The organism is Streptomyces sp. NPDC047028 (assembly GCF_040644095.1).
In the GTDB taxonomy this organism is placed as follows: Bacteria; Actinomycetota; Actinomycetes; order Streptomycetales; family Streptomycetaceae; genus Streptomyces.
This window is the reverse complement of the sequence record NZ_JBEYVS010000022.1, coordinates 70509-94761: the sequence shown is the minus strand read 5'-3', so window position 1 is coordinate 94761 and position 24253 is coordinate 70509. Positions and strand designations below refer to the sequence as shown.

The following is a 24253-nucleotide window of genomic DNA, read 5'->3' as shown; positions in this document are numbered from 1 at the left end:
CGCGCCCCGGACGGCGGCCATCGCGCATCGCGCGGGCCGCGGACGTCAACGGCGTTCGGTCCCTGCGACCGACGCCGGACCAGGCGCGGCGCCCGGGAGCCTGACGGGAGAAACGCCCGCATGCTCGAGCCGACCGAACCCGCAGAGGGTTCCGAACTCAACACCCCGAGCGACACCCTGCCGCCGCGCAGGCGTCGCCGTGCCGCCTCCCGGCCGGCGGGCCCGCCCGCCGGGGTGGAGGCCACGCCGGCCATACCGGCCGCCGAGGGCGACGACATCGCCGAGACCGCCGAGGAGGCGGAGGAGACCGCGGCCGCCGAGCCGACCGTCGCCCCGGCGGAGGAGCCGGCACCGGCCGGCCGTACCCGCCGCCGGGCCACGCGCCGTGCGTCCGCCCCCGTGGGAGCGCCCTCGGCCGACGCCGTCGAGGCCGCCGAGACGGTCGTACCGGCCACCGCCGCCGCCGAGGCCCAGCCCGAGGCAGTCGTGGAGGAGCCGGCGCCCGCCGCCCGTACCCGCCGCCGCGCCACCCGGCGCGCCGCCGCGCCCGCCGGGGCGCCGGAGACGGCCGAGACGGTGACCGCGGGTGCCGCTGACGACACCCAGACGGAGAAGGCCGCCCCGGCCGGAAGCGCCGAGAGCGCGACCGAGGCCGAACCCGCCGCGCGTCCGCGCCGCCGGGCCACGCGCCGCGCGTCCGCACCCGCCGGCGCACCGCAGACCACCGAGGCATCCGAGGCCGGGACCCAGGCCGAGGCCCCCGCCGTGGAGACCCCGGAGACCCCTGCCGTGGAGGCCGCGCCCGCCGTCGAGGCGGAGACCGCGCCTGCCGGTCGCACCCGTCGCCGGGCCACCCGCCGTGCGTCCGCGCCCGCCGGGACGCCCACGGCCACCGAGAACGCTGAGACGGTCGTACCGGCAGCCTCCGCGCAGACCTCGCAGACCGAGGAGGCCGGCGAGGCCGAGGCGGCGACCGCCGCGCCCACCGCTGCCGCCACCGACGAGGAGGCGCCGCGCCGTACGCGTCGTCGTGCCACGCGCCGGGTCTCCGCGCCCGCCGCCGATGTCGCCGAGCCGGCCGAGGATGCCGCCGGGACCGCCGAGGAGGCCGAGATCACCGAGCCCACCGAGCCCACCGAGCCCACGCGGGCCGCGCAGCGCGCCGGATCCGCCCCCGCCGAGCCTGCCGCCGCCGAGGCGGAGCAGGCCCCCGAGGAGGGTGCGGCCCCGCGCCGTCGGCGTCGCGCCGTGCGGCAGGCCGCCACCGGGTTCGCCGAGCCCGCGCAGACCTCTGCCGCCAAGCGCGGCGGGAGCGCCGAGACGGGCGAGGACGAGTCGTCGCGCCGGCCGGCCCGGCCCGCCGTGGCCGTGTTCCAGCCGCCGGTGTTCACCGAGCCCAGGTTCCAGACCCCGGAGCGGGCCGCCGCGGAGGCCGCCGCCGAGGCCGCCGACGTGGAGGAGCCCCGGGAGCAGGCGGAGCAGGCGGAGCAGGCGGAGCAGGCGGAGGAGCGGGCCGAGTCCGGTTCGCGCCGCCGCCGTCGCCGCAAGGGCGCCGACAGGGCCGAGGAGACCCGGGCCGCCGAGGCCGTCGCCGAGGAGGAGCCGCAGGACTCCGCCGGCGCGGAGGACGTCGAGGACGCCGAAGAGGCGCAGGACGGCGAGGACGGCGAAGGCGCCGAGGGCTACGAGGAGTCCGGTTCGCGCCGCCGTCGCCGCCGGGGCGGCCGTCGCCGGCGGCGCGGTGAGGCCGCCGACGACGAGGGCGTCGAGGGCGAGGACGCGGCCGCCGAGCAGGCCGCGCAGGACGTCGAGGACACCGCCGAGCAGGAGGAGGAGGACGCCGAGGACGCGCGCGGCGAGGAGTCCGGCGGGTCCAGCGCCGGCAGCCGTCGCCGCCGTCGCCGTCGCCGCCGTGCCGGGGACGGTACGAGTGAGGGCGAGGCGTCCGCCGACGACCCGGAGCGCACGGTCGTCAAGGTCCGCGAGCCCCGCAAGGCCACCGAGCCGTCCGACGAGGTGCAGTCCATCAAGGGCTCGACCCGTCTGGAGGCCAAGAAGCAGCGCCGCCGCGAGGGCCGCGAGCAGGGCCGCCGGCGCGTGCCGATCATCACCGAGGCCGAGTTCCTGGCCCGGCGCGAGGCCGTCGAGCGCGTCATGGTCGTCCGTCAGCACGGCGACCGCACGCAGATCGGCGTCCTGGAGGACGACGTCCTCGTCGAGCACTACGTCAACAAGGAGCAGTCGACGTCGTACGTCGGCAACGTCTACCTGGGCAAGGTGCAGAACGTCCTGCCGTCGATGGAGGCCGCCTTCATCGACATCGGCAAGGGCCGCAACGCCGTCCTCTACGCCGGTGAGGTCAACTTCGGGGCGCTCGGCATGGCCAACGGGCCGCGCCGCATCGAGTCCGCCCTGAAGTCCGGCCAGTCCGTGCTGGTGCAGGTCACCAAGGACCCGATCGGCCACAAGGGTGCCCGTCTGACCAGCCAGGTCTCGCTGCCGGGCCGTTACCTCGTGTACGTCCCCGAGGGCTCGATGACCGGCATCAGCCGCAAGCTGCCCGACACCGAGCGGGCCCGGCTGAAGACCATCCTCAAGAAGGTCGTCCCCGAGGACGCGGGCGTCATCGTGCGCACTGCCGCCGAGGGCGCGAGCGAGGAGGAGCTGCGCCGGGACGTCGAGCGGCTCCAGGCGCAGTGGGAGGACATCCAGAAGAAGGCCAAGAACGGCAACGCGCCGACGCTGCTGTACGGCGAGCCGGACATGACCGTCCGGGTCGTGCGGGACATCTTCAACGAGGACTTCTCCAAGGTCGTCGTCAGCGGTGACGAGGCCTGGGAGACGATCCACGGCTACGTCGCGCACGTCGCGCCCGACCTGGCCGACCGGTTGTCGAAGTGGACCTCCGAGGTCGACGTCTTCGCCACGTACCGGATCGACGAGCAGCTCGCCAAGGCCCTGGACCGCAAGGTCTGGCTGCCCAGCGGCGGCTCGCTGGTGATCGACCGGACCGAGGCGATGGTCGTCGTCGACGTCAACACCGGCAAGTTCACCGGTCAGGGCGGCAACCTGGAGGAGACGGTCACCAGGAACAACCTGGAGGCGGCCGAGGAGATCGTGCGTCAGCTGCGGCTGCGCGACCTCGGCGGCATCATCGTGATCGACTTCATCGACATGGTCCTGGAGTCCAACCGCGACCTGGTGCTGCGCCGCCTGCTGGAGTGCCTGGGCCGCGACCGTACGAAGCACCAGGTGGCCGAGGTGACCTCGCTGGGCCTGGTGCAGATGACCCGCAAGCGGGTCGGCCAGGGCCTGCTGGAGTCCTTCTCCGAGACCTGCGTCCACTGCAACGGCCGCGGTGTCATCGTGCACATGGAGCAGCCGACCGCCGGTGGCGGTGGTGGCGGCAAGCGCAAGAAGCGCGGCGGCCGGGGCGGCGACGGGCAGGACCAGCACGAGCACGTGCACGAGACCGCTGCCGTGGCCGTGGAGACCGGTGAGGCCGTGGAGCCGGCGACCGAGACCGCGGTCGAGGTCGCGGCCGAGCTGGCCGAGCCCGTCGCGCTGCCCGCGCCCGAGTTCGAGCCGGACGAGGAGCTGTACAGCAGCGTCGCCGAGGCGGAGGCGGCGGCCACCCGTGGCCGTGGCAGGCGCCGGGCGAGCCGTCGTGCGTCGGCCCCTGCGGGCGCGCCGAAGACGGAGGCGGTGAAGGGTGATTCGGTGAAGGCCGAGGCCCCGAAGGCGGCGAGGGGCCGCAAGCGCGCCGCCGAGGCCGAGGCCCCGAAGACGGAGTCCGCCCTGGCCGCCGCCGCTCCGACCGCCCAGGACGTCACCGCCGAGGAGGCGGCGGCGGGCCCGGTGCGACCGGAGCCGGCCGCCGAGGCGCTGGCCGGGCCCGTGGCCGCCGAGGACCAGGTGGTTCCGGAGGCGCAGGCCGCCGACGAGGCCGCCGCGGAGGCCGCCCCCAAGGGCCGTACGCGACGTCGTGCGACCCGGAAGGTGTCGGCGCCCGCCGGTTCCCCCGCCGGGGCCGAGGCGGCCGTGGTGACGGTCGCCGAGACCGCTCCCGCGGCCGAGGCGCCGGTGGAGCAGCCGGAGGCCCCCGCGGCACCTGCCGCCGCCGAGGAGGCGCCCGCCGAGAGCGCCGCCCCGGCCCGCCCGCGCCGCCGCGCGGTCCGCAAGGCCACCGCGCCTACCGCGTCCGAGGAGACGGCCGTCGTGGTCGTCCCGTCGGCCGCGCCGGAGCAGGACGGCCAGGCCGACGAGGCCGGCCAGGCGGAGCAGGAGGCCGCGCCGGCCAAGAAGACCGCCCGCAAGGCGGCCAAGAAGGCCACGGCGAAGAAGGCGGCCACCAAGAAGACCGCGGCCAAGAAGACGGCCGCCAAGAAGACGACGGCCAAGAAGGCGGCCAAGACCGCCAAGACGGCCGCCGCGAAGTCGGCGGCGAAGAAGACCACCACGGTCTCCGCGCCCGCCGACGAGGCCTGAGACGCGGGGCGTGCGGCCGGTCCGGCGTGACCGGCCGCACGCCCGGTTCTCACCCGTGAGGCCGTGTCCCGGGTGACCGGGCGCACAGCCGCGGGGCCCGGTTTGACCCCCTCGGCCGTGCCCCGTAACCTTGACCGTCGGCGTGTCGAGTGGCACGCCACATCCCCGTAAACCTCCTTCCTTCCGGGCGCTGCGCCTTTGCGGCGGTGCGGGCCGGAAGAGGTCGTCCATGTCGTTTCTGGGCGGCTGGCCTGCGGGGGTGCCGTTTCTTCGAGCGAAAGAGAGATCCGCGTGTACGCCATCGTGCGCAGCGGTGGTCGCCAGCACAAGGTTGCTGTCGGCGACATCGTTGAGGTTGACAAGATTTCCACCGCCAAGGTGGGCGACACGGTCGAGCTCTCGACCCTGCTCGTCGTCGACGGCGACTCCGTGACCAGCGACCCGTGGGTGCTGGCCGGCATCAAGGTCCAGGCCGAGGTCGTGGACCACCACAAGGGCCAGAAGATCGACATTCTGCGCTACAAGAACAAGACCGGCTACCGCCGTCGTCAGGGCCACCGCCAGCAGTACACGGCGATCAAGGTCACTGAGATCCCCGCGGCTGCGAAGTAAGGGACTGAGGAGACATGGCACACAAGAAGGGCGCATCGTCCACCCGGAACGGTCGCGACTCCAATGCCCAGCGGCTCGGCGTGAAGCGCTTCGGCGGTCAGGTCGTCAACGCGGGTGAGATCCTGGTCCGCCAGCGCGGCACCCACTTCCACCCCGGTGCGGGCGTCGGCCGTGGCGGCGACGACACGCTGTTCGCCCTGCAGGCCGGTGCGGTGGAGTTCGGTACCCACCGTGGCCGCAAGGTCGTGAACATCGTTCCGGTCGCCTGAAACAGGGCGTAGACCGAGCGTTTCGTTTCGCGAGGCGGACCTCACTTCCCGGTCGGGAAGCGGGTCCGCCTTTCGCGTGTTGATACAGGCAAGACCCTTATCTCTCTGGAGGCACCCCACCATGACCACCTTCGTGGACCGCGTCGAGCTGCATGTCGCCGCGGGTAACGGAGGCCACGGCTGTGCCTCCGTACACCGGGAGAAGTTCAAGCCGCTCGGCGGCCCGGACGGCGGCAACGGCGGCCGTGGCGGCGATGTGATCCTGACCGTCGACCAGTCGGTCACCACGCTCCTGGACTACCACCACTCCCCGCACCGCAAGGCCACCAACGGCAAGCCCGGCGAGGGCGGCAACCGTTCCGGCAAGGACGGCCAGGACCTGGTCCTGGCGGTGCCGGACGGCACGGTCGTGCTGGACAAGGCGGGCAACGTGCTCGCCGACCTGGTCGGGCACGGCACGTCGTACGTCGCCGCGCAGGGCGGCCGGGGCGGCCTCGGCAACGCGGCGCTCGCGAGCGCCCGCCGCAAGGCGCCCGGGTTCGCGCTGCTCGGCGTGCCGGGGGACCTGCACGACATCGTGCTGGAGCTGAAGACCGTCGCCGACGTGGCCCTGGTGGGCTACCCGAGCGCGGGCAAGTCCTCGCTGATCTCCGTCCTCAGCGCGGCCAAGCCGAAGATCGCCGACTACCCGTTCACCACCCTGGTGCCCAACCTCGGTGTGGTGACGGCCGGTTCGACCGTCTACACCATCGCCGACGTGCCCGGTCTGATCCCGGGCGCCAGCCAGGGCAAGGGGCTGGGCCTGGAGTTCCTGCGGCACGTCGAGCGGTGCAGCGTGCTCGTGCACGTGCTGGACACGGCGACCCTGGAGTCCGACCGCGACCCGGTCTCCGACCTCGACATCATCGAGGAGGAGCTGCGTCAGTACGGCGGCCTGGACAACCGGCCCCGGATCGTCGTCCTGAACAAGGTCGACGTGCCCGACGGCAAGGACCTCGCCGAGATGGTGCGGCCCGACCTGGAGGCGCGCGGCTACCGCGTGTTCGAGGTGTCGGCGGTCGCGCACATCGGGCTGAAGGAGCTGTCGTACGGGCTCGGTGAGCTGGTCGCGAAGGCGCGCGCCGCGAAGCCGAAGGAGGAGGCGACCCGCATCGTCATCCGGCCGAAGGCCGTGGACGACAGCGGCTTCACCGTGCGGCGCGAGGAGGTCGCCGGCGAGCCGCTGTTCCGGGTGCGCGGCGAGAAGCCGGAACGCTGGGTGCGGCAGACCGACTTCAACAACGACGAGGCCGTCGGCTACCTCGCCGACCGCCTGAACCGCCTCGGTGTGGAGGAGCAGTTGATGAAGGCGGGCGCCCGCGCGGGCGACGGCGTCGCCATCGGCCCCGAGGAGAACGCGGTCGTCTTCGACTGGGAGCCGACCGTCATGGCCGGCGCCGAGATGCTCGGCCGCCGCGGCGAGGACCACCGCTTCGAGGAGCCCCGGCCCGCGGCCCAGCGCCGCCGCGACCGTCAGGCCGAACGCGACGATACCGAGCGCGAATACGACGACTTCGAGCCGTTCTAGCCCGCTTTCTTCACCGAGGGAATCGCCACCGCGGCAGCCGTGCCGGCCTCATTGATCGCCAATTCTCACCAAGAGAGTCATCTGATAGCTTAAAAGCGATCCCAAGGCCGGAACGGAGGTGCGAGGGGCTGGTCCGACCTGACCCGGTCTAGGGCGTTCCCTCGGATGCGATGCTGCAACTGCACAAGCTCGAGCGCTACAAGGACGATCAGGGAAATGAGATCGTCTACGACGGAGAAATCCGCGAGGACAAGATCGATATCCGGTTCAAGGGGTCGAACAATACCCTGGTGATCAGCCCCGAGGCGGATATACGAGATCTCCTCATCACCTTCACGGGAAACGACGGGAAGATCGAGATCGGCCCGACCACGAAGAAGCGCGCGGGTCTCCGCTTCGAATTGCGCTGCGGGCACGAGTCGCGGATCTGGATCGGTGAGAACGTCGGCTGTGCCGGCCGCACCTTCATCTCCGCCGTCGAGGGCGTGTCCGTGACGATCGGCGACGACGTCATGTTCGCCAAGAACATCGAGGTGCGCGGCGACGACACCCACCCGATCTTCGACGTGCGCACCGAGAAGCGAATGAACCCGTCCCAGTCGATCGTCGTGGGCGAGCACGTCTGGATCGCGAAGCACGCGGTCGTGATGGGCGGCGTCACCATCGGCAACGGTTCGGTGATCGGCTTCCGTTCCATCGTGACCTCGAACATCCCGAACAACGTCGTCGCCGTCGGGGCACCCGCCCGCGTGGTGCGCAAGAACATAGCCTGGGAGCGCCCCGAGGTCGTGCCGCGCCGCCCCAACGAGCAGTACCCGCGCAAGGGGGAGAAGTCCCCGAAGTACTGGAACCTCACCGACGAGTCGGCCGTCCCGGAGAAGCCGGTGGTGGTACGGCAGCAGTCCGGCACGGGCGCGCGGCGCCTGGCCCGGCGCCTCCCGGCCCCGGTGAAGCGAGCGGTCCGGAAGCTGATGCCCTCCCGCTGAACCCCGAGCGGCCCCACAGCAGTTCACCCCGGTACGGAGGATTCCGTACCGGGGTGAACTGCTGTCAGGCGCTTGCCGAGCGCCGCGGGTGCGTCACCGCGCCCCGGCGGCCGACTCCAGGTGGGTCACCATGCGGTGCAGCCCCGCGGGCAGGTCGACCACCGGGCTCCAGCCGAGGGCCGCCAGCTTCGCACTGTCCAGGCCCTGCTTCTTGGTGAGGCTGTAGGAGCGCTCGTCGGACTCGTTGCTGAACCGCAGGCGCAGCCCGCGCTCCGGGTGCACCTCGGTGAACAGCTCGGCCAGGCGCCGGATGGAGACCAGTCCGGCCGGGTCCGCGACGTTGTACGCCACCTGGTCACCGCGGAGCAGCGCGTAGAACATCCCCGCGATGGCGTCGGCCACGTACGTGTACGTCCGCACGCCGGAACCGTCGCTGTTGAGCACGATGTCCTTGCCGTTCACCACGTTCGCGGCGAAGTCGGCCTGCACGCGGCCGTCGTCGAGCGCCATGCCCGGGCCGTAGATGTGGCCGAACCTGACGGCACGGCAGGTGATGCCGTACTGGGCCTGGTAGGTGACGCAGATCGTCTCCGCGGCCCGCTTGCCCTCGGCGTAGCACGCCCGCGGGTTGAGGATGTCGAAGCCGCCGTAGCTCTGCTCGTCGATCAGCTCGGTCTCCGGGGCCTGGGCGCCGTAGACCTCCGCCGAGGACATCAGGACGAAGCCGCGGCTGCCCTTCTCCACGCACAGGTCGAGCAGGTTGAACGTGCCCAGCAGGTTCGCCTTGATCGTGCTGACCGGCTGGCTGCCGTGCAGGGCGGGCCGGGCGGCGCTCGCCCCGTGGATCACGTAGTCGACCGGGCCGTCCAGTTCGAGCGGCGCCGACACGTCCTGGACGACGAGGTGGAAGTCCGGGCGGTCGAGGATGTCCGCGAGCAGTCGCCGGGCCTTCTCCCCGTTGCGCACCAGACCGTGCACGGTGATGCCCAGCCCGTGCCTGTCGTTCAGCGCCAGCAGCGTGTAGACGGCGTACGACGGCAGCATGCCGCTGGCGCCGGTGACCAGCACGGAGCAGCCGGCCAGCTCACTCCACGGCAGGTCGCGGTCGAGGATCTCGTCGAGGTCGCGCGCGATGACGGCGCTGGAGACGGTGGTCACTGAACTCACATGCCTACGATCTGCTGGTTCTCGATGATCTCGAAGAACGTCCGGCAGAGGTAGAAGTCCTCGGCCGTGGTGATCTTTATGTTCGAGCGGGGGCCGACCACCCGGTACAGCTTGTGGCCGTACCGGTGCATCAGGGAGCAGGAGTCGATGGAGTCGTGCTCGCCCTCGGAGACCGCGCGGTCGTACAGCGAGAGGATCTGGCCGAGGCGGAAGCTCTGCGGGGCCTGCGCGGCGTAGATGTGGTCGCGCGGGATCACGTCGTCGACGTGCTCGGCCGCGCTGGAGACCACGGTCTCGTTGAACTTCGTGCAGGTGATGGCCGAGCCGTGCTCGTGCACGGTCTCGATGTTGGCGCTGATCAGCTTCCCGTCGATCAGCGGCCGCACGCCGTCGTGGATCAGCACGACGCTGTCCTCGGGGCACTCGGCGGCGACGGCCTTGAGCGCGTTGTGCCGCGACTCCTGGCCGGTCTTGCCGCCGTCGACGATCCACCGGACCTTCTCGATCTCGTACCGCGTGAGCAGCTTCGTCATGTGCTCGCGGTACTCGGGGAGGATCGCGATGGCGATCGCGTCGATGTCCGGGTGGGCCTCGAAGTGCTCGAGGGTGTGGATGATGATCGGCTTGCCGTGGATCTCGAGGAACTGCTTGGGCAGGGCCCGGGAGTTCATCCGCGACCCGATGCCGCCGGCGAAAAGCATTGCGATGTTCATGGTTCATGCCTCCGACTGGTCACTGAGCGGTTCGTCGCCCGGCGCCGTATCGTCCGGGGCGAGATCGAGCCACTGGTGATCTCCGCCCGTCTGCCTGTCACTGGGATCGCCGAGGATCAGCCAGTCGATCACCCGGTCCGCCGAGTTGGTGTCGACGAAGTCGAAGTTCTCCTCGCGGAACTGCGCCACCTTGGAGGTGTCGAAGTCCTCGTCCTGCAGGGCCTTGAGCAGTGCGTCGAACGTCACGCAGATCTTGCCGGGCGCGACCGAGTCGTAGTCGCGGTGGAATCCACGGATGACCGAGTAGCTGTCCTTGTCGTACGCGTAGAACAGGATCGGCCGGTCGAGCAGCGTGTACTCGTAGATGATGGACGAGTAGTCCGTGACGAGTACGTCGGTGACTTGCAGCAGGTCGTTGGTGTCCGGGAACGACGCGAAGTCCAGCAGCCGGTCGGAGTATTCCGCGGGTATCGGCACGGAACCCGGTATGAAGTGGTGCATGCGGAACAGGACGACGTACTTGTCCCCGCAGACCTCGTGCAGTTTCGCGAAGTCGATGCGGTCGTAGTCGTAATGCGCGTCGGAAATTCCCTTGCCGCGGAAGGTCGGCGCGAACAGGACTATCTTCTTGCCCCTGAGCTTCGGGTTGGCGGTAAAGAAGTCCTCGACGACCTTACGGGAACGCTCCTCGTCGAGGAACGTGTCTATTCGGGGCAGGCCGGTCGGGACGACCGCCGACTCCTCGATACCGAAAGCCTCGGCGTACACCGGCACGAGGTGCTCGGAACCGGTGATCACGTAGGTGTACTTGCGGTGGGCGTTGGTCAGCTTCGGCGAACCGTAGCGCCCGAACCGGCTGTAGCCGACGGACTTGAAGCCGCTGCCGGCGTGCCACAGCTGGATGATCTTCGTATCCGGGGAGATGCCCAGCTGCGCGATGAGCCCGAAGTAGTCGTCCATCAGTACGACGTCCGACGTGGCGAGCAGGTAGATGAGGCGCAGCGTCGTCCACTTGTTGGCCGTGGACGGGATCCGGAACGAGTGGCGGAACTGCCACTGCTTGTCGAGGCCCCGCTCGATCATCCGGTCGTGGACGCGCAGCAGGTTGCCGCCGAGGCCGGTACGCATCTCGGAGGCGAAGAGGATCCTGTTGCCGCGCGGCGGGTTGAGACGGCGCGAGAGCGAGTAGACGCGGTTGGCGAGCTTGCGGCGCCGGGCCCGCGGCAGCACCTTCAGACCGATGCGCTTGCCGAGCGGCTTCTTCGGGCCCTTGTTCGGGCCCTTCTTCTTCTTGGCCGGTCCGGCACTGCGGAACAACTGGTACGTCCGCATCAGGAACTCGGGGTTCTCGTCGTCGTCCGAGATTCCGAAGGCGATCACGTACGCGGTGCGGTTGCGATCGTAGAGGAAGGTGCGGGAGTCCACGTCCAGGCGGTCAATGGCCGTGAGGTCGAAGTCCGCGGCGGGCAGCCGCTCCTCGCCGGCGACCGGGACGACACGCCACGTGCCGTTGGGCACCTGACGGCGGTCCTGGAAGTTGGTGACGTTGATCTCCAACCGGTGCTCTTCGGCAGTGATTTGCCGAGAATTCACCGGAAACTCGCGCTCACCGTCGACAATCAGGAAACGGAGAGTACTAGGATCTCCGGTGAAGTCCGAGACGACCGCGGTGAGAGAAAGGTGTACGCGCTCCCAGGAAATCGTCGCTATAGAGCAACGTGCCATCGTTGTCCTTCCGTCCGTGATGCCGCCGCGCAACTGTGAGGGCCTGCGCGACGGCTACGGGGCCTGCCTGCGCGAGGTGGGGGGCGACCGTGGGAGCATAGCGTACTGACCCAGGGCAGCCCTAAGTCGTGACCGGGGCCACTGGTTCCCCCCTTGGCGGCTCAAAGGGCCGCGTTCCACAGGGTAATGCCCGCATACGCCGCCGAGCGCCACGCGGCCGGGATAAACCGTTTTCACCAGGACACGGGCAAAGAGGGTTACCCAGCCCTGTCCCTATCGTCACCGGACTATCACGCTGCGCAATGAGAGGCCGCCAACCTGGCCTTCCGTCGCGCCCTCTCCGGCCGTGCACCGCACACATGTCGTTCACTGTGCGGACATTCCGTCAAGACCGGCCGCCCCGCGCACCGGACGCCGCCCGCCGTCGTGGCCCGCGTCACGTGAGCGACGACACTCGACGGCACTCGACGGCTCGTCAGCGCCGGACCCGAGCCGGGTCCGGGTGGCGGCGCGAGCCGTCCGTGTACTGGACGAATGCACGCCGGACGCCCTCCCTCACGTAGATTCGGCACGTGGACATGGGCGTGCAGTCGAACCGACACGAAGACCACGAAGACACGGGCAGCGAGGCGGCAGGGCCACGGCAGGCCGTGCGTGAGGCCCGCAGGGTCGTCGTCAAGGTGGGCTCCTCGTCCCTGACCACCGCCGCGGGCGGGCTCGACGCCGACCGCGTCGACGCCCTCGTCGACGCGCTGGCCAAACTGCGCAGCGGGGGAGAGAAGGAGATCGTGCTGGTCTCCTCCGGCGCCATCGCCGCCGGACTCGCCCCCCTCGGGCTGCGCCGCCGCCCCAAGGACCTCGCCCGGCAGCAGGCGGCCGCCAGCGTCGGCCAGGGCCTGCTCGTCGCCCGCTACACCGCCTCCTTCGCCCGGTACGGCGTCCGCGTCGGACAGGTGCTGCTCACCTCCGACGACATGAGCCGCCGCGCCCACCACCGCAACGCCTCCCGGACGCTGGACAAACTGCTCGCCATGGGCGCCCTCCCCGTCGTCAACGAGAACGACACCGTGGCCACCGACGAGATCCGCTTCGGCGACAACGACCGCCTCGCCGCCCTCGTCGCCCACCTCGTCCACGCCGACCTGCTGGTCCTCCTCTCCGACGTCGACGGCGTCTACGACGGCGACCCCAGCAGGCCCGGCACCTCCCGGATAGCGGAGGTGAGGGGACCGGAGGACCTCGCCGGCGTCGAGATCGGCAGCGCCGGAAAGGCCGGCGTCGGCACCGGAGGCATGGTCACCAAGGTCGAGGCCGCCCGCATCGCGGCCGCCGCCGGCATCCCCGTGGTGCTCACCAGCGCCGTGCACGCGGCCGACGCCCTGGCCGGCGGCGACACCGGCACCTACTTCCACCCCGCCGGCAAGCGCTCCGCCGACCGGCTGCTCTGGCTCCAGCACGCCTCCACCCCGCGGGGCGCGCTGACGCTGGACGACGGCGCCGTCCGCGCGGTCGTCGACCGGCGCACCTCGCTGCTGCCCGCCGGAATCGCCGCAGTGGAGGGCGAGTTCAGCGCCGGAGACCCCGTCGAACTGCGGGACACCGCCGGCCGCGCCGTGGCCCGCGGGCTCGTCAACTTCGACGCCAAGGAGATCCCCCAGCTGATCGGGCGTTCGACCCACGAGCTGGCCCGCGAGCTGGGCCCCGCCTACGAGCGCGAGGTCGTCCACCGGGACGACCTGGTGATCCTGCCCGGAGCGCGGGGCCGCGACCGCACGTGAACACGTGCGCGAACCCGCCCGCGCCGGAGCGGAACCGCCCGTAAACCGGGGAGGGGCGACCGCCTCCGCCGGGGGACGTTCCGTAAAACCGCCACACTGAGCCCTGCGGCCTGCTCAACTTTGACTCAGGGGCGCGTGCGCCCCGGGAACGTGTTGAAGGGACAGGTTCCGTCAAGGGTTCTCGCGTGAAGGAGGCCGTCGTGAGACGAGTGCGCCCGGGGGCGGCGTCCCGCGGTGCTCTGACGAGCGTCGCGGCCGGGGACACCTACGAGGAGCCCAGGGACCTGCCCCGCCTGTGGCACGTCACCCTCAGCGTCTCCGGGGACAAGGTGCCCCTGCCGGATCTGCGGCGCTCCCTGGAGCAGCTCGCCCACGACCACCCCTTCCTGCTGACCAGCAGATACGCCGGCGACCACGCGGAGATCCGGTACTGGGAGGAGGCCCGCGACCTGCACGACGCCGCCGCCGTGGCGCTGCGCCTGTGGGGCGAGCACCGGCAGAGCGCGGGGCTGCCGCCGTGGGAGATCGTCGGCCTGGAGGTCATCGACCGGGAGACCTACCACCAGCGCATCGCCGAGGGCTACGGCCCCGCCCCCGCGACACCGGTCGGGGTCCACCCGTTCTGACAGCCGGAGCTCTGGTCCTGCCGGCCGCCAGTGCCCCGCGTGGGCGGTGTTTTGTCACGTCTCGCGGTGTGGGACGTGAGCTGAACGGCTCAGCACGGCGCACTACGCTTCCCTCATGACCACGCTCTCGCCGTACGACTCCCTCTCTCCGGTCACCCAGGCCGCCTACCGGGCCAAGGCCGCCGCGGCCGACCTCGCGCCGCTCCCGCGCGCCGAGAAGGACGACGCGCTGCTCGCGATCGCCGACGCCCTGGAGGTCCGCACCAGCGAGATCGTCGAGGCCAACGCCCTGGACGTGGCCAAGGCGCGCGAGAACGGCACCAGCGAGTCCATCGTGGACCGGCTCACCCTCACCCCCGAGCGGATCCGCGCCATCGCCTCCGACGTCCGCGACGTCGCGAAGCTGCCCGACCCCGTCGGTGAGGTCGTCCGCGGCTCCACCCTCCCCAACGGCATCGACCTGCGTCAGGTCCGCGTCCCGCTCGGCGTCGTCGGCATCATCTACGAGGCCCGCCCGAACGTCACCGTCGACGCCGCCGCCCTCTGCCTGAAGTCCGGCAACGCCGTCCTGCTGCGCGGCTCCGCCTCCGCCTATGCCTCCAACGCCGCCCTCGTCCGGGTGATCCGCGACGCCGTCGGCGGCGCCGGGCTGCCCGCCGACGCCGTCCAGCTGGTGCCCGGCGAGAGCCGTGACTCGGTGCGCGAGCTGATGCGGGCCCGCGGACTCGTCGACGTCCTCATCCCGCGCGGCGGCGCCTCCCTCATCCAGACCGTGGTCAGCGAGTCCACCGTCCCGGTGATCGAGACCGGCACCGGCAACTGCCACGTGTACGTCGACGCCGATGCCGACATCGACATGGCCGTCGACATCCTGATCAACTCCAAGGCCCAGCGGCCCAGCGTCTGCAACGCCGCCGAGACCCTGCTGGTCCACCAGGACATCGCCGCCGAGTTCCTGCCGCGCGCCCTAGACGCCCTCGCCGACGCCGGGGTGACCGTGCACGCCGACCCGCGCGTGCTGGCCCACGCCAAGGGCTCCAGGGCCACCGTGGTCGAGGCGACCGCGGAGGACTGGGAGACCGAGTACCTCTCCTACGACATCGCCGCCGCCGTCGTGGACTCGCTGGACAGGGCCGTCGAGCACATCCGGCTGTGGACCTCGGGCCACACCGAGGCGATCGTCACCACCTCGCAGCAGGCCGCCCGCCGCTTCACCCAGCTGGTCGACTCCACCACCGTCGCCGTGAACGCCTCCACCCGCTTCACCGACGGCGGCCAGTTCGGCTTCGGCGCCGAGATCGGCATCTCCACCCAGAAGCTGCACGCCCGCGGCCCCATGGGCCTGCCCGAGCTGACCAGCACGAAGTACATCGTCACCGGCGACGGACACGTACGCCGCTGACCCGGGCCCGGCCACGGCCGCACCGCCGGACGCCGTGGGGTCCGCCGCGCAGGCGTCTCGGCAGGCGGATGAATTTCCATACCGTCTGCCCAAATTGACCCCCCAGGTCTACTCTGGACCCGTGCCGGAGGACGTGGGGGGCACGCCGTTCCCTGACGGCTGGGAGCCCGACGACGACCACGACCGCGGAGTGTCGGACGAAGAGTTCGCCTCCGTGGTCTTCGACGAGGCCTTCGTACGCGCGGCCGTGATCCACGAGCCGACCGCGGTCGAGCGCCTCCTGGCGGCCGCCCAGGCCAGAGCCGAGGCCTCCGAGGCGGAGGCCCGCCGCGCCCGTACCCGGGCCGACCGCTACGACGAGGCGTACAGCCCCGACGGCTCCGGTTTCGGCCACGACCGCGACGACGACGAGCCGGACGACACCTACCTCCTGTCCGGCCACCGCGGCTTCGGCCCCTACGGCAGACAGGTCCGCTGGCACCGGCCCGTCGCCTGGATCCTCGCCCTCGTCATGGGTGTCGGCATGGTCGCGCTGGCCTTCGCCGCCGTCTACCGTGGCGCCTCCTCCACGGACACCCGGGACCGGGAGCCGGCCCCCGCGTCCACCGGCCTGGAGCAGAGCGCGGCGGCTCCCTCGGCCTCCGCCGACTCCTCCCAGCCGGCCGTCCCGGCAAGTCCGCGCTCCCCTTGAGCGCGCTTGCGCGAATTTGCTGAGGACCTGTCAGAAGTTGTGGTGGAGCAGGGCGTTTACCCTGGGCCCACGCGACCTACCCTGAAAGTATGGGCGGGCCTGGAGACCCACCGGAGGGGACACCCGAGGGCGGCCCCGGAGGTGCCGAGGACGAATACCGATCCGTCGTGTTCGACGAGTCGTTCGTCCGCGCTGCCCGCCTCCAGGAATCCTCCGCACAGGAGCGCGTGAGCGACCACGCACCCGCCGTGCGCCGCCGCCCGCCCCTGCACCGGGGGCTGTCCCGGCAGGCACTGGTCCTGCTCCTGCTGATCGCGGTCGCCTTCGCCACCGCCGTCGTCATGGGCATCCGCCACCCGACCGGCGTCCCAGGGGCCCGGCGGCCCGTGCAGCCCCTGCGGATGACCGTCGTCCCGCTCGCCCCCCTCGGCAAGGTGCCCGGCGCCGCCGACGTCGCGTCCCTGTACCGGCACAGCCCCGCCGCCGGCTTCGAGCCGGGCGCCGACGGGATCCCCTTCCCGGCCGTCCGGGCCACCGCGCACTTCTCCGACAGTCAGGTCACGGCCGCGCTGACCATCGCCCGGACCTACATCGTGCGCTCCTCCGCGAACCCCGACGTGGTCACCGGTCACCAGGTCCGCGGCGTCCGGGCCCTCCTCGACGGCGACCAGCTCGACCAGTTCGACCAGAGTTTCGACCATCCGGCGGCGGACGGTCGGCACAGCCCGACCGGCTGGGTGGTCCGCCTCGACCCCTCCCGGGTGGAGCTGGCCGACACCGGCATCCGCGACCAGGGCACCCTGCAGGCCGTCGAGACGGACGCGGCCACCCTGGAGGTCACCGCCGACACCGTCGTCGTCTACGCCCTCCGCCCGACCGGCGCCGGCGCCGGGGCCCAGGTGTCCCTGTTCACCGTCCGCCGCGCGCTGACGTTCCGCTTCGACCGCGACGACCTGCGCGTCGGCCAGACCCAGCTGACCGTCTCCGACGTGGAGGCCGGACCCCTCTCGTGCGCCGACGACGCCACCGGCTACTTCCGCCCCCTCCTGGCCGGGACCACCGCGCGTCCCGGCGCCCCGGCGGGCACCGACCCCTTCGCCCCGGCCGGAACCCCGGCCCTCTGCGGCACCCTGGCAACGGCGGGGGGGCCGAAGGTGTGATGGGTGGGCGGGGGGCAGGGCGGGCCGGTCGCTGGAGCGGGGCCGCTCTCCGGGGCCGGCCCCTAGGCGCGGCCGTCGCCGAGACCCCGGCGGGGCCGGCCTCCGCGGCCGGCGGCGCCGCCAGGGCCTGTCCGGCGGATCTTCGTGGAGCAGCCCGCGGCGTCCGGTGCGTGCTCTCGGCGTGCGCCCGGATCGCCCTCGTACTGGACGTACTTGGGTGATTCGGGCGTGCGGCGAGAGGGCGTGCCAGTCGTCGCGGGCCCACGAAGATCCGCCGGACAGGCCCTAGTCCTCGTCCCGCGGCGGGGTGTCCTCCGGTGTGCCCTGCGGGTCGCCGTTAGGCGGCGGGCTCGTGAAACCGTTGAAGCCGCGGCGGACCCGGCCGCCGAGATCGCCGGCGCCGCCCGCGAGGTCCGTGACCAGCTTCATCAGCGGGTCCTTGGACGTCTTCACGTCGCTCGCATAGCTCGCCGCCGACTCCCGGAACGAGTCGCTGACCTTGGTGTCCTTGTCCTCGGTGCGCCGCGGATAGTGGCCGTCCATGATCCGCTGGTAGTCCCGCGACTCGGCCCACTTCTTCAGCTCGGCCGCCCGGATGGTCGCGAAGGGGTGCGAGCGGGGCAGCACGTTCAGGATCTTCAGCACGGAGTCGCGCAGATCGCCCCCCGCCTCGTACTCCTCGGCCTGCTCCAGGAACGCGTCCACGTTCATCTCGTGCAGGTGGTTGCCGCCCGCGATCTTCATCAGGCCCCGCATCGAGGCCCGTACGTCCTGGCCCACCAGCAGCCCCGCCCGGTCCGCCGACAGCTCCGACTTGCGGAACCACTCCCGCAGCGCCGTCACGATCGCCATGATCGCCAGATTGCCGAGCGGGATCCAGGCGACCTTCAGCGCCAGCGTGGTCAGGAACAGCAGGATCGTGCGGTACACCGAGTGACCGGACAGCGCGTGACCCACCTCGTGGCCGACGACCGCCCGCATCTCCTCCTCGTCGAGCAGCTCGACGAGCCCGGTGGTGACCACGATGATCGGTTCGTCCAGCCCGATGCACATCGCGTTCGGCTGCGGGTCCTGGTTGACGTACATCGGAGGGACCTTCTCCAGGTCCAGGATGTAACAGGCGTCCAGCAGCATGTCGTGCAGATGCGCGAACTGCCGCTCCGAGACGCGCACCGAGTCGGACAGGAACAGCAGCCTGAGGCTCCGCTCCGGCAACAGCCCGCTCAGCGCCTTGAAAACGGTGTCGAAGCCGCTGAGCTTGCGCAGCGCCACCAGCGCCGACCGGTCGGCCGGGTGCTCGTACGCACGCGAGGAGATCTCCGGGAAGCGCCTGCGCTGCCTGCTGGGCACGCTCTCGCGTCCCGTCTGCTCGTGGCTGTCGTCGGACATGTCTTCCCCCATGTGCGTGTGAGTTGCTCACTGTGCCCCCGAGGCGGGGCCCAGCCTAGGCGGAGATACGGTGGACCGGCAGTACAGCCGAAGGAGTCCACGTCATGGAGCACCACCCCGCAGCCACCTGGCTGACCGAGGCCGCCACGAGCGCCGTCCAGCAGCACGGGACGGGGAACCTGCTCCGGGTCGTCCTGGTCGTGATGATCCTGGGCTGCGCACTGACCGCCTGGTTCCTGCTGCGCGGCTACAAGCAGAAGGACGACTGACCAAGGGCGAAGGTTCCCCCGCGGAAGATCCCCGGGAGGATCCCCGCGACCGGTCGCCCCGCCCCCCGTCCGTCCCCAACGGCGGAGTCGGCGTGAGCGCCGCCGGGGCGCCCGCATACGATGAGCCGACATCTTTATCCCGCCCACACGCGATAGGTTCTGCCGAAGATGAGCTTCCACAGCACCGCTGCCCAGTTGGTCACCCTCGCCGCCGAGGGCGGAGAGCACGGCGGCCACCACGAAAGCCTCAACCCGGCCGTCACCGGCGGCAGCGCCCTCGCCATCCTCCTGCTCCTGCTGTGGATCACCACCCGCTTCAACCGCGACCGCTGACCCGGGAGCCCGGCCCCGGCCGGGCAGCGCGGACCGGGCCGGTAGGGTCTGCACGCATGGGAGAGCAGGACATGCCTACCGGTCCGGCGAACGAGACGGCCGCACGCGCCGCCGGTGACGCGCTGAGCACCCCCGGCCACGCCGCCGGGAACGACCGCTCGGCCGCCGGGGCGACGGACACGGCCGCCGGCACCGTGCGCACCCCGGCGTTCCGGCCGGGTCACGGCCCCGCCCACACGGGCAAGCGCCGTCTCGGCGTCATGGGCGGAACGTTCGACCCGATCCACCACGGCCACCTGGTCGCGGCCAGCGAGGTCGCCGCGCAGTTCCAGCTGGACGAGGTCGTGTTCGTCCCCACCGGCCAGCCGTGGCAGAAGTCCCACCGCGACGTCTCCCCGGCCGAGGACCGCTACCTGATGACGGTCATCGCGACCGCCGAGAACCCGCAGTTCTCCGTCAGCCGCATCGACCTCGACCGCGGCGGCCCCACCTACACCGTGGACACGCTGCGTGACCTGCGCGCGCTCAACCCCGACACCGACCTGTACTTCATCACCGGCGCCGACGCCCTCGCCCAGCTCCTGACCTGGCGCGACACCGAGGAACTGTTCTCCCTCGCGCACTTCATCGGCGTCACCCGCCCCGGTCACCACCTGACCAACCCGGGCCTGCCGGAGGGCGGCGTCTCCCTCGTCGAGGTCCCCGCGCTCGCCATCTCCTCCACAGACTGCCGTGCGAGAGTCGCCAAGGGCGAACCCATCTGGTACATGGTGCCGGACGGAGTCGTGCGCTATATCGACAAGCGCGAGCTGTACCGCGGCGAGTGAGCCGAGAGGGGCACCGGTGAACGACCGATACGACGCGGGAGACGCAGGGTACGGCGCCGGCCCGTACGAGATCGTCGGCTACGACGAGTACGGGCAGCCCGTGTACCGGCAGGTCCCGGCACAGCAGCCCGAGCAGCAGCCCTACGACCCGTACCCCCAGCAGGGCTACGGCTACGACCCGTACGCCACCGGCCGGCCGCAGCAGCCGCCCTCCTACGACCCCTACGCCACCGGTCAGCAGCCGTCCTACGACTCCTACGGCGCCCCGGCGGCACACGACCCCTACGGCACCGGCACCGCACCGGGCGGCCAGGGCCCCACCGCCCCGTACGACCCCTACGGGCAGGCGGCGAACAGTGGGCAGCAGCGCCGGACCGCCGAGCAGACCGCCTACATCCCGCAGCAGTCCGGCCCCGTCGAGGAGCCGGAGGCACCGGCCGCCCGGCCCGGGCGTCCGGCGGACCCGGCGGCCGCCTCCGAACCGGAGTACCACACCGAGCAGTTCGCCTTCGTCGAGGAGCCCACCGACGACTCCGACGACGTCATCGACTGGCTGAAGTTCACCGAGAACCGCACCGAGCGCCGCGAGGAGGCCCGCCGCCGCGCCCGCGGCCGGATCATCGCCCTCCTCGTCGTCCTCGCCCTCGTGGCCGTCGGCGGCGTCGGCTACCTCTGGTACGCCGGGAAGCTGCCCGGCCTGTCCTCCTCCGGCTCCAAGGCGGACACGGCCACGCCCGTGGGCGCCCAGAAACGCGACGTGATCGTCGTCCACCTGCACGTCACCGGCACGAGCCGCACCTCGACCGCGCTGCTGGTCGACAACACCACCACCAAGCAGGGCACCACGGTCCTGCTGCCCAACTCCCTCGCCCTCACCGGCGACGACGGCACCACCACGACCCTCGCCAAGTCAGTCGGCGGCGACGGCGCGTCCGGCACCCGCGACCAGCTCGACACCGTCCTCGGCACCAGCATCCAGGGCACCTGGCGCCTCGACACCCCCTACCTGCAGAACCTGGTCGAGCTGGTCGGCGACATCGACATCGACACCAACGCCGACGTGCCCGACCCGGACTCCAAGAAGAAGGGCGCGGCCCCGCTCGTCCACAAGGGCCAGGACCAGACCCTCAGCGGGAAGATGGCCGTCGCCTACGCCACCTACCGCGCCCCCGGCGAGGCGCAGAACGCCCAGCTGGAGCGGTTCGGGCAGGTCATGCAGGGCGTGCTGCGCAAGATGTCCACCGACCCGACCGGGGCCACGACCACCGTGCAGACCCTCGCGCAGATCCTCGACCCGCCCCTCACCGACAAGGACCTCGGCGCGTTCCTGGCCAAGCTCGCCGACCTCGCCAAGGGCGGCGACTACAAGACGGCCCTCCTGCCCGTGCAGGCCGACGGCACCCTCAGCCCGCACACCAGCGACAGCGTGGTCAAGGACATCCTCGGCGGCACCGCCAAGAGCCCCGACGCCGGCTCCGCGGTCCGGGTCTCCGTGCAGAACGCCACCGGCGTCAAGGACGACACCGAGAAGGCCCGCGTGGTGCTCCTCAACGGCGGCTTCACCTTCCTGGAAGGCGGCTCGGCAACCGGCACCCGGGCCGCCTCGAAGGTCGTCTACCAGGACGCCGCCGACAAGGAGAACGCCACCGAGGTCGCCAAGACCCTCGGCCTGCCCGCCGGCTCCGTGACCAAGGGCACCGTCTCCTCCGGCGCAGACGTCTCCGTCGTCCTGGGCGGCGACTACAAGCCCTCCTCCTCCTGACGGCGGCCGGGCTGCCCGGCGTGATCCGGATATCACGTGGGGTGCGCCCGGCGGTCCGTGAGACCCTTGAGGTCTGGTGACCGCCGACGGGCCGTGCCCCGCGCGGCCGACCCCCGCCCCCAGCCGACCCCTGCCACCGACCGAAAGCTACGTAGTGACCGCCACCGACCGTTCCCTCGAGCTCATCCACACCGCCGCCCAGGCGGCCGCCGACAAGCTCGCCCACGACGTCATCGCCTACGACGTCAGCGACGTCCTGTCGATCACGGACGCGTTCCTGCTCGCCTCCGCCCCGAACGACCGGCAGGTCAAGGCGATCGTCGACGAGATCGAGGAGCGCCTGCAGAAGGAACTCGGCGCCAAGCCGGTGCGCCGCGAGGGCGACCGCGAGGCCCGCTGGGTCCTGCTCGACTACGTCGACATCGTCGTCCACGTCCAGCACAGCGAGGAGCGCGTCTTCTACGCGCTGGAGCGACTGTGGAAGGACTGCCCCGAGCTCGAGCTGCCCGCCGACGCCAAGGCCACCCGCGGCAAGGCCGAGGAGCACGCCAAGCTGCAGACCGACGAGGCCGGCGAGGAGCCCGGCGGGGACTGGCGATGAGCGCCACCGGTGAGGTGACCGACCGCAAGAGCCGGGGCCGCCGCATCATCCTGTGGCGGCACGGCCAGACCTCGTGGAACCTGGAGCGCCGCTTCCAGGGCTCCACGGATGTCGCGCTGACCGAGACCGGTGTCGGCCAGGCCCGCCGCGCGGCCCGGCTGCTCGCCTCCCTCAAGCCCGACGCGATCATCTCCTCGGACCTGCAGCGGGCCGCGCACACCGCCACCGAGCTGGCCGCCCTCACCGGCCTCGACGTCACCCGCGAGGAGGGCCTGCGCGAGACCTACGCGGGCGTCTGGCAGGGCCTGACGCACGAGGAGATCATCGCCCGGCACGGCGAGGAGTACGCCGCCTGGAAGCGCGGCGAGGCCGTCCGCCGGGGCGGCGGCGAACTGGAGACCGAGGTCGCCGACCGGGCCGCTCCCGTCGTGCTCCGGCACGCCGAGACGCTGCCCGAGGACGGCACCCTCGTGGTCGTCAGCCACGGCGGCACCATCCGCACCACCATCGGCCGGCTGCTCGGCCTGGAGGCACCGCACTGGGAGAGCCTCGGCGGCCTCTCCAACTGCTGCTGGTCCGTGCTCGGCGAGGGCGCCCGCGGCTGGCGCCTCCTGGAGCACAACGCGGGCACCCTCCCGGAGCCCGTACTCGGCGACGACGACTGACGACGACTGACGACGACCGGGGACGCCGGTCCCTGGGACCCCGGATTTCACTTTCCGGCAGGTCGCAGGCTAAAGTTCTTCTTGTTCGCCCCGCCGAGCGGGGCGAAACACCATGCGGCTCCGCCGCGTGGGGCCAGGGGCTATAGCTCAGTTGGTAGAGCGCCTGCATGGCATGCAGGAGGTCAGGAGTTCAATTCTCCTTAGCTCCACAGATCGGCACTCGGTCGAGTTGCCAGAGATCGGTGATGAGAATCCCGCCCCCCAGGGGGCGGGATTCTCTGCTTTCCGCCTGCCGTCGACCGTCCGTCACCCGGCTCGGCCGGCTGATCGCTGTGGCGGCCTTCGGCACACTGTTCCTCAGCCGGCTTGAGTCACTCGGGGCCCCGCGGGCGTATACCTCTGCGGAGGCGCTGTCGGTGAGCGCGTGGGCGCCGACGGGGACGGCCGCGGTGGGGGCTGTGTCCGGACTGGTACTGAGGCGTCGCTGACCGTATCGGCCCGGCCGTGGCAGAATCAAACGGCCGGAAGGGGGCGCGTCCCGACGGGAGGGAGTAGCGATGCCTGCGAGCATCCATGAGGAGGCCGACCACCTCCTCGGTGCGGCGTGGATACGGGACACGATCACCCGGCTCAGCTGCCCTTCCTGCGGTTCCGCGCACGTCGCCCAAGTCCTCGGCGACAACGGCGGAATCTCCTACGTGTGCACGGCCTGCGGCCACAGCTGGAGCTGATCGATGGGTGCACACAGGCGAAAGTGCGACTGGTGCGGGAGCGGTACGCCGATCGTCCGTGACATGGAGCCGGTCAATCCCGACTACCAGTACTGGTGCGAGGAATGCGCGCGGGCGCTGATCATAAAAGGCGACCCGATCGAGACGTACCGCGAGCTGGAGGGCGAGCCGATCTACGGCCGCCTGCTCGAGGAGCACTGCACCCTCAAGAGGTTCTACTCCTTCGTCACGGCCTGACCCGGCCCCGGCGACCGGACCCCGGCAACGATGTCCGGAGGGGGCGGCCCTGGCGGCGAACCGGGACATCTACCCTCGTATCCGTCCGGACCGGAAACCGATTTGGTACTGCACCCCGGTGACCGTGTAATGTTGGCGTCGCCGCCGGGGAAACCGGGCGGAGCGAAGCAAGGGGCTATAGCTCAGTTGGTAGAGCGCCTGCATGGCATGCAGGAGGTCAGGAGTTCAATTCTCCTTAGCTCCACAGAAGTCGGA

At 71.5% G+C, this 24253-nt stretch carries 22 protein-coding genes, 2 tRNA genes and 1 pseudogene; 21 read left to right on the top strand and 4 right to left on the bottom strand.

Annotated elements, in window-relative coordinates:
• The first annotated feature begins 120 nt into the window (after nucleotides 1-120).
• From ABZ854_RS20780 to ABZ854_RS20760, 5 genes are all read left to right on the top strand, one after another.
• Nucleotides 121-4488 (top strand): Rne/Rng family ribonuclease, encoded by a 4368-nt coding sequence (locus tag ABZ854_RS20780; protein WP_361212791.1) that lies wholly within the window; start codon nucleotides 121-123, stop codon nucleotides 4486-4488.
• 291 nt (nucleotides 4489-4779) lie between these two features.
• Nucleotides 4780-5100: a 50S ribosomal protein L21 gene (gene rplU / locus ABZ854_RS20775; RefSeq protein ID WP_006132815.1), complete on the top strand. Its 321-nt coding sequence runs from the start codon at nucleotides 4780-4782 to the stop codon at nucleotides 5098-5100.
• A 14-nt stretch (nucleotides 5101-5114) separates the two neighbouring features.
• Nucleotides 5115-5369, top strand: a complete 255-nt coding sequence (gene rpmA, locus ABZ854_RS20770; RefSeq protein WP_023550764.1) for a 50S ribosomal protein L27 — start codon at nucleotides 5115-5117, stop codon at nucleotides 5367-5369.
• Between the two features lie 121 nt (nucleotides 5370-5490).
• Complete coding sequence (gene obgE / locus ABZ854_RS20765) at nucleotides 5491-6936, top strand: GTPase ObgE (protein WP_361212787.1); 1446 nt, start codon at nucleotides 5491-5493, stop codon at nucleotides 6934-6936.
• A 170-nt stretch (nucleotides 6937-7106) separates the two neighbouring features.
• A complete protein-coding gene (locus ABZ854_RS20760) occupies nucleotides 7107-7922 on the top strand; it encodes an acyltransferase (RefSeq protein WP_361212784.1) in 816 nt (271 codons plus the stop codon).
• Nucleotides 7923-8015: 93 nt separating this feature from the next.
• Here the strand turns inward: ABZ854_RS20760 and ABZ854_RS20755 are convergent, their stop codons facing one another.
• From ABZ854_RS20755 to ABZ854_RS20745, 3 genes are read right to left on the bottom strand one after another with little or no spacing between them, the layout of a single operon-like run.
• The gene (locus tag ABZ854_RS20755) at nucleotides 8016-9089 is read right to left on the bottom strand and encodes an NAD-dependent epimerase/dehydratase family protein (RefSeq protein WP_361212781.1); all 1074 of its coding nucleotides are present in this window, start codon (nucleotides 9087-9089) and stop codon (nucleotides 8016-8018) included.
• Nucleotides 9086-9802: an IspD/TarI family cytidylyltransferase gene (locus tag ABZ854_RS20750; protein WP_361212778.1), complete on the bottom strand. Its 717-nt coding sequence runs from the start codon at nucleotides 9800-9802 to the stop codon at nucleotides 9086-9088. The genes ABZ854_RS20755 and ABZ854_RS20750 overlap by 4 nt, the downstream gene beginning before the upstream one ends.
• Nucleotides 9803-9805: 3 nt before the next feature.
• Nucleotides 9806-11359, bottom strand: a complete 1554-nt coding sequence (locus tag ABZ854_RS20745) for a CDP-glycerol glycerophosphotransferase family protein (RefSeq protein WP_361212775.1) — start codon at nucleotides 11357-11359, stop codon at nucleotides 9806-9808.
• An 818-nt stretch (nucleotides 11360-12177) separates the two neighbouring features.
• Between ABZ854_RS20745 and proB the strand changes: the two genes are divergently transcribed.
• From proB to ABZ854_RS20720, 5 genes are all read left to right on the top strand, one after another.
• Complete coding sequence (proB, locus tag ABZ854_RS20740) at nucleotides 12178-13305, top strand: glutamate 5-kinase (protein WP_361212878.1); 1128 nt, start codon at nucleotides 12178-12180, stop codon at nucleotides 13303-13305.
• A 200-nt stretch (nucleotides 13306-13505) separates the two neighbouring features.
• On the top strand, nucleotides 13506-13931 hold the full coding sequence (locus tag ABZ854_RS20735; RefSeq protein WP_361212772.1) for a hypothetical protein: 426 nt from the start codon (nucleotides 13506-13508) through the stop codon (nucleotides 13929-13931).
• A 115-nt stretch (nucleotides 13932-14046) separates the two neighbouring features.
• Nucleotides 14047-15333 carry a glutamate-5-semialdehyde dehydrogenase gene (locus ABZ854_RS20730; RefSeq protein ID WP_361212769.1) on the top strand — a complete coding sequence of 429 codons (1287 nt, stop codon included), beginning with the start codon at nucleotides 14047-14049 and terminating at the stop codon, nucleotides 15331-15333.
• A gap of 121 nt (nucleotides 15334-15454) precedes the next feature.
• Nucleotides 15455-16024, top strand: coding sequence for a hypothetical protein (locus ABZ854_RS20725; protein WP_361212766.1), 570 nt, complete (start codon nucleotides 15455-15457; stop codon nucleotides 16022-16024).
• Nucleotides 16025-16113: 89 nt separating this feature from the next.
• The gene (locus ABZ854_RS20720; protein ID WP_361212763.1) at nucleotides 16114-17184 is read left to right on the top strand and encodes a hypothetical protein; all 1071 of its coding nucleotides are present in this window, start codon (nucleotides 16114-16116) and stop codon (nucleotides 17182-17184) included.
• 285 nt (nucleotides 17185-17469) lie between these two features.
• On the opposite strand, the gene ABZ854_RS20715 is transcribed toward ABZ854_RS20720, so the two are convergent.
• Nucleotides 17470-18573 carry a M48 family metallopeptidase gene (locus ABZ854_RS20715; protein WP_361212760.1) on the bottom strand — a complete coding sequence of 368 codons (1104 nt, stop codon included), beginning with the start codon at nucleotides 18571-18573 and terminating at the stop codon, nucleotides 17470-17472.
• A 104-nt stretch (nucleotides 18574-18677) separates the two neighbouring features.
• On the opposite strand from ABZ854_RS20715, the gene ABZ854_RS20710 reads away from it, so the two are divergent.
• The 11 genes and pseudogenes from ABZ854_RS20710 (at nucleotide 18678) to ABZ854_RS20660 (ending at nucleotide 24242) form a co-directional block, all read left to right on the top strand.
• A complete protein-coding gene (locus ABZ854_RS20710) occupies nucleotides 18678-18842 on the top strand; it encodes a hypothetical protein (RefSeq protein WP_129309213.1) in 165 nt (54 codons plus the stop codon).
• Nucleotides 18843-19010: 168 nt separating this feature from the next.
• Nucleotides 19011-19175 (top strand): hypothetical protein, encoded by a 165-nt coding sequence (locus tag ABZ854_RS20705; RefSeq protein WP_361212757.1) that lies wholly within the window; start codon nucleotides 19011-19013, stop codon nucleotides 19173-19175.
• Between the two features lie 56 nt (nucleotides 19176-19231).
• Entirely contained in the window at nucleotides 19232-20002 is a 771-nt protein-coding gene (gene nadD, locus ABZ854_RS20700) for a nicotinate-nucleotide adenylyltransferase (RefSeq protein WP_361212754.1), read from the top strand.
• A 16-nt stretch (nucleotides 20003-20018) separates the two neighbouring features.
• A complete protein-coding gene (locus ABZ854_RS20695) occupies nucleotides 20019-21764 on the top strand; it encodes a LytR C-terminal domain-containing protein (RefSeq protein ID WP_361212751.1) in 1746 nt (581 codons plus the stop codon).
• A gap of 154 nt (nucleotides 21765-21918) precedes the next feature.
• Nucleotides 21919-22365 carry a ribosome silencing factor gene (gene rsfS / locus ABZ854_RS20690; protein WP_361212748.1) on the top strand — a complete coding sequence of 149 codons (447 nt, stop codon included), beginning with the start codon at nucleotides 21919-21921 and terminating at the stop codon, nucleotides 22363-22365.
• Nucleotides 22362-23030: a histidine phosphatase family protein gene (locus ABZ854_RS20685; RefSeq protein WP_361212745.1), complete on the top strand. Its 669-nt coding sequence runs from the start codon at nucleotides 22362-22364 to the stop codon at nucleotides 23028-23030. The genes rsfS and ABZ854_RS20685 overlap by 4 nt, the downstream gene beginning before the upstream one ends.
• Nucleotides 23031-23166: 136 nt before the next feature.
• A tRNA-Ala gene (locus ABZ854_RS20680) sits at nucleotides 23167-23239 on the top strand.
• Between the two features lie 93 nt (nucleotides 23240-23332).
• A pseudogene (locus ABZ854_RS20675) lies at nucleotides 23333-23518 on the top strand (MFS transporter); the annotation flags it as partial.
• Between the two features lie 69 nt (nucleotides 23519-23587).
• Nucleotides 23588-23761: a hypothetical protein gene (locus tag ABZ854_RS20670; protein WP_164992396.1), complete on the top strand. Its 174-nt coding sequence runs from the start codon at nucleotides 23588-23590 to the stop codon at nucleotides 23759-23761.
• Between the two features lie 3 nt (nucleotides 23762-23764).
• The gene (locus ABZ854_RS20665) at nucleotides 23765-23998 is read left to right on the top strand and encodes a hypothetical protein (protein ID WP_003976229.1); all 234 of its coding nucleotides are present in this window, start codon (nucleotides 23765-23767) and stop codon (nucleotides 23996-23998) included.
• Nucleotides 23999-24169: 171 nt separating this feature from the next.
• A tRNA-Ala gene (locus ABZ854_RS20660) sits at nucleotides 24170-24242 on the top strand.
• Nucleotides 24243-24253 lie beyond the last annotated feature (11 nt).